Origin of the sequence: Mesorhizobium sp. M1A.F.Ca.IN.020.04.1.1 (assembly GCF_003997315.1) — a bacterium.
In the GTDB taxonomy this organism is placed as follows: Bacteria; Pseudomonadota; Alphaproteobacteria; order Rhizobiales; family Rhizobiaceae; genus Mesorhizobium.
In genome coordinates, this window is sequence record NZ_RZSN01000296.1 from 1 (window position 1) to 4,142 (window position 4,142).

Sequence of the window (4,142 nt, forward strand, 5' to 3'; positions counted from 1 at the left end):
CAAATCGCCGAGGCTGTCCATGCGGATCGGGTCCTCGTGCCAATAGGTGGCGTAGGGCCTGAGCGCCTCGGCGATCCTCATCGCCGGCAAGAGCTGCCACATCGAATGGAACTCGACCATGATGTCGATCCTGTCGCCGACGGCTTTGCGAATCTTTTCAAAAGGCTCGAGCGCCGCCTTCAAGTCGGCCGCCGAGATGTCGTTGCCGCGCGTCTTCTCCGCCGCGTGGTCGAACGGCCAGATCTTCATTGCGGTGATGCCGTCGGAGAGCAATTCCTCGGCCAGCTCGCCGGCGCGGGTGAGGAAAGCGTTGAGATCGTCGTAATCGCGCCCGGCGCCGATGCCGTAATTGGCCGTCGTCTGGCCCTTGGCGTCCTTGATATACTCGGTGCCGGCGCAGGTGTTGTAGGTGCGGATCGAGCGACGGCTGAAACCGCCGAGCAGCTGCGCGACCGGCTGGCCGGTGGCCTTGCCGAAAATGTCCCACAGCGCGATGTCGAAGGCGGAGTTGCCGCGCACCTCGGCGCCGCTGGAGCGGAAGCCGAGATAGCCGACGAGATCGGCGGCCAAAAGATCGATCTCCAGCGGATCGCGGCCGATCACCCTGGGCGCCACATATTCGTGCAGATATTCCTCGACGGTGCGCGATAGATAAAACGTCTCGCCGAGTCCGGTGATGCCCTCGTCGGTATGAACCTCGACCCAGAGCAGGTTGGGCCGTTCCTCGATGCGGACGGTCTCGATGGCGCGGATCTTCATCAGGCTATCCCCGCGTCGATGAGCGCCTTGACGCTCTTGTCGAAATGCTCGGCCATATGCTCGGCCGCAAGCCGCGGATCGCCCTTGAGGATGGCGTCGGCGATGTCCTCATGGCCCTTGATCATCTTGAGCTGGTCCTCGTCGGAGGAACGGGTTCGCCAGCCAATGACCCAGGTGCGCCGCGTCACGCCGCTGAAGGCGGTGACGATCAGCGAAAAGACCGGATTGTGCGAGGCCGCCGCGATCGCTTCGTGGAAGGCGATGTCATGCTCCATGACGGTCTCGGGGTTCTTGCAACTCTCGCGCATCAGCCGAGCCGACTGGGCGATCGCCGCGGCTTCCGCGTTGGTGCGGCGCAGTGCTGCCAGCGCCACGGTGCGCATCTCGATGGTGCGCCTGACGTCATAGACCTGCTGCACGCTGATCTGCTGGGTGGTGATGCCGTGCTCGATCACCATCGACATCGCGCCGGTGTCGAGCTTGGCGACGGTGGCGCGGCGCCCGGCGCTCATGTCGATCAGCCGCATCGCCGACAGCGAGCGGAAGGCCTCGCGCACGACCGTTCGGGAAACGTTGAGCTGGCGCGTCATGGCGGCCTCGCTGGGCAGCGGATCGCCGGGCGCCAGGCCTTCCGAGCGGATGTGCTGGGTTATCGCCTGAATCGCCGTGCTGACCAGGCCAGGACTCGGTTCATCCGGTGGGTCCGTCTGCTCTTGCATGCGTTTCCTCAGCACCTGTATGACAGGTTGATGTTGAATTGCTCATATTTCGGCTTAAAGATATATGTCAAGCTGATTTTCTGACACCCTGCCCCGAGGCGCCCCATGCACGAGAAGCAAGCCGGCCTGATCTTCGATGCGCGCGACGTGGTCGGCGAAAGCCTGGTGTGGGACGAGCGCCGCGAAAGGCTGGTTTGGGTCGACATCATCGGCCGCAGGATCCATCGGCTGGATCCGCTGAGCGGCGCGCATGAAAGCTGGCAGACGCCCGATCTCGTGACCTCGGTCGGCCTGCGCAACGACGGCGGCGCGATCGTCGGGTTGCGCAAGGAGATCGCGCTATGGGACTTCGATGGGCCGTTCCGGACGCTCGCGATGATCGAGGACGACAGGCCGGGAACGCGGCTCAACGAGGGCGTGGTGGCGCCGGACGGTTCGTTCTGGGTTGGAACGATGGCCAACAACATCGGTCCGGACGACGCGCCGGTGCCCATCGCCAGCGATGAAGGTCGGCTCTACCGGGTCGGCCGGGAGGGCAATGTGACGCCGCTCAGCGAAGACCGGTTCGGCATCACCAACACGATGGTGTGGCTGCCCGACGGACGCTTCGTCACCGCCGACACGACGAAGAACGCGCTCTACAGCTATGACTGGGACAAGAAGGCGGGACGGCTCGGCCGGGCGCTCCCCTTCTTCACCGGCTTCGAGCGCGGCCTGCCGGACGGCTCCTGCCTTGACGCAGAGGGCTATATCTGGAACTGCCGGGTGGTTGGCGGAAGCTGCCTCGCCCGCATCGCGCCCGACGGCAAGCTGGACCGGATCGCCGAATTGCCCTGCAGCTGGCCGACGAGCTGCGCCTTCGGCGGCCCCGGCCTCGACACGCTGTTCGTCACCTCGGCGCGCTTCACCATGAGCGCCGAGCATCTCGACGCCAACCCCTTCGAAGGCGGCCTGTTCGCGCTCAGGCCCGGCGTGCGCGGCGTGCAAGGCAACCGGTTCGGATAATCTCCCCATCGAGAGATCGGCAGCAGCGATCAAAAAACTTCACCATCGATGTCGGACTGGCCAATCACCGTTCGTCATAGGAGCATAGACCGGCAATCAACAGGAGTAACGAAATGCCCAGCACTGTCCGCCTGCACCGCGTGCTTTCCACCAAACCTGAAAAAGTCTATCGCGCTTTCATCGAGGCGGACGCGCTGGCGAAATGGCTGCCGCCGAACGGCTTCACCTGCACGGTGCATCACTTGGATGCAAAGGCCGGCGGCAACTTCAAAATGTCGTTCCGCAACTTCACCACGGGCGAAAGCCATGCTTTCGGCGGCGACTATGTCGAGCTCGTTCCGGGTGAGCTCGTGCGCTACACCGACAAGTTCGACGATCCCAACCTGCCCGGCGAGATGCAGGTGACGGTGACGTTGAAGAAAGTCTCGGTCGGCACGGAGATGGAGATCACCCAGGCCGGCATTCCGGACGCCATCCCCGCCGAGGCCTGCTATCTCGGCTGGCAGGAGTCGCTCAAGAACCTGGCAAGGCTCGTCGAGCCCGAGATCAGTCAGTAAAGATCGATCGCAGGGTCTATGCAGCCGGCCGCGACGGAGCGGCCGGCACGCGACCCGATTTCCAATCCGCGACGTTACGCGTTTCCCCCGCTTGCCAGAATGGCTGCGCTGGGCTGGATTGAGCAAAGCCGAGCTCGAATGCCGAACGGACAGGCAGAAGGGGGGCGCGATGGAGCCGATTCCAGCCGGATCGTCACCGGCTGACGACAAGGTCGAGCATTACGAGCTCGGCCTCTGCCTGTCGGGCGGCGGCTATCGCGCCATGCTGTTCCATGCCGGCGTGCTCTGCCGGCTGAACGAGGCCGGCCTGCTTCAGAAAATCGACATGGTCAGTTCGGTCTCGGGCGGCTCGATCGCCGCCGGGCTGCTTGCGGTTCTCTGGCCGCGCCTCAGCTTTGCCGACGGCGTTGCCACGAATTTCCGCGAGCTTTACGTCGAAAAAATCCTCGCTTTCTCGCAGGTCTTCCTTGACGCGCCGTCGATCCTCAAGGGCGTGTTCAACCCGTTTTCGAGCGCGGCGCGCGAAGTCGCCACCTGCTACGAGCGCCATCTGTTCGACGGCAAGGTGCCGACGCTGAAGAGCCTGACCCGGCGTCCGTGGTTCGTGTTCTGCTCGAGCAATCTCAGCACCGGCTCGCTGTTTCGCATGTCCAACCGCTACATTGCCGATTACCGGATCGGCATGGCCAAGCATGCGGACCTGCCGGTCGCGACCGCGGTCGCGGCGTCGTCCGCCTTCCCGCCGTTTCTGTCGCCGCTCAGGCTCGACCTCACTCAGTTCGCGTGGGAGAACGACAAGCTCGACGCGAGCGTCGGCCCGCCGGTCCCGGCCGGCCGCGCCGTGCTCACCGATGGCGGCGTCTATGACAATCACGGCATCGAGCCGGCGCTGAAGCGCTGCCGCTGGCTGTTGGTCAGCGATGCCGGCGCGCCCTGGCGAGCGTCCGGCTCCGGCTACTGGAACTGGTTCTCGCAGTTGAAGCGCGTGCTCGACACCACCGACAACCAGGTGCGCTCGCTCCGGCGGCGCGACCTCATCGCCCGCTTCCAGGCGGCGAAGGATGCCGACGACCAGGGCCTGCCCAATGACGCGACCCGGCCC

Annotated in this window: 5 protein-coding genes; 3 read left to right on the top strand and 2 right to left on the bottom strand. The window is 64.8% G+C overall.

The window, feature by feature from the left end; all coding sequences use genetic code 11:
• Positions 1-759 (bottom strand): mandelate racemase/muconate lactonizing enzyme family protein (locus tag EOA49_RS30720; RefSeq protein ID WP_164749339.1); only part of this gene is annotated, 759 nt, incomplete at its 3' end.
• Entirely contained in the window at positions 759-1,478 is a 720-nt protein-coding gene (locus tag EOA49_RS30725; protein WP_066993159.1) for a FadR/GntR family transcriptional regulator, read from the bottom strand. The genes EOA49_RS30725 and EOA49_RS30720, both read right to left, overlap by 1 nt.
• 105 nt (positions 1,479-1,583) lie before the next feature.
• On the opposite strand from EOA49_RS30725, the gene EOA49_RS30730 reads away from it, so the two are divergent.
• The 3 genes from EOA49_RS30730 to EOA49_RS30740 all read left to right on the top strand — a co-directional run.
• Entirely contained in the window at positions 1,584-2,483 is a 900-nt protein-coding gene (locus EOA49_RS30730; RefSeq protein WP_095824584.1) for an SMP-30/gluconolactonase/LRE family protein, read from the top strand.
• 113 nt (positions 2,484-2,596) lie between these two features.
• The gene (locus tag EOA49_RS30735) at positions 2,597-3,040 is read left to right on the top strand and encodes an SRPBCC family protein (protein WP_067321724.1); all 444 of its coding nucleotides are present in this window, start codon (positions 2,597-2,599) and stop codon (positions 3,038-3,040) included.
• A 169-nt stretch (positions 3,041-3,209) separates the two neighbouring features.
• Positions 3,210-4,142: patatin-like phospholipase family protein (locus EOA49_RS30740; protein ID WP_164749340.1), on the top strand; the 933-nt coding region annotated here is incomplete at its 3' end.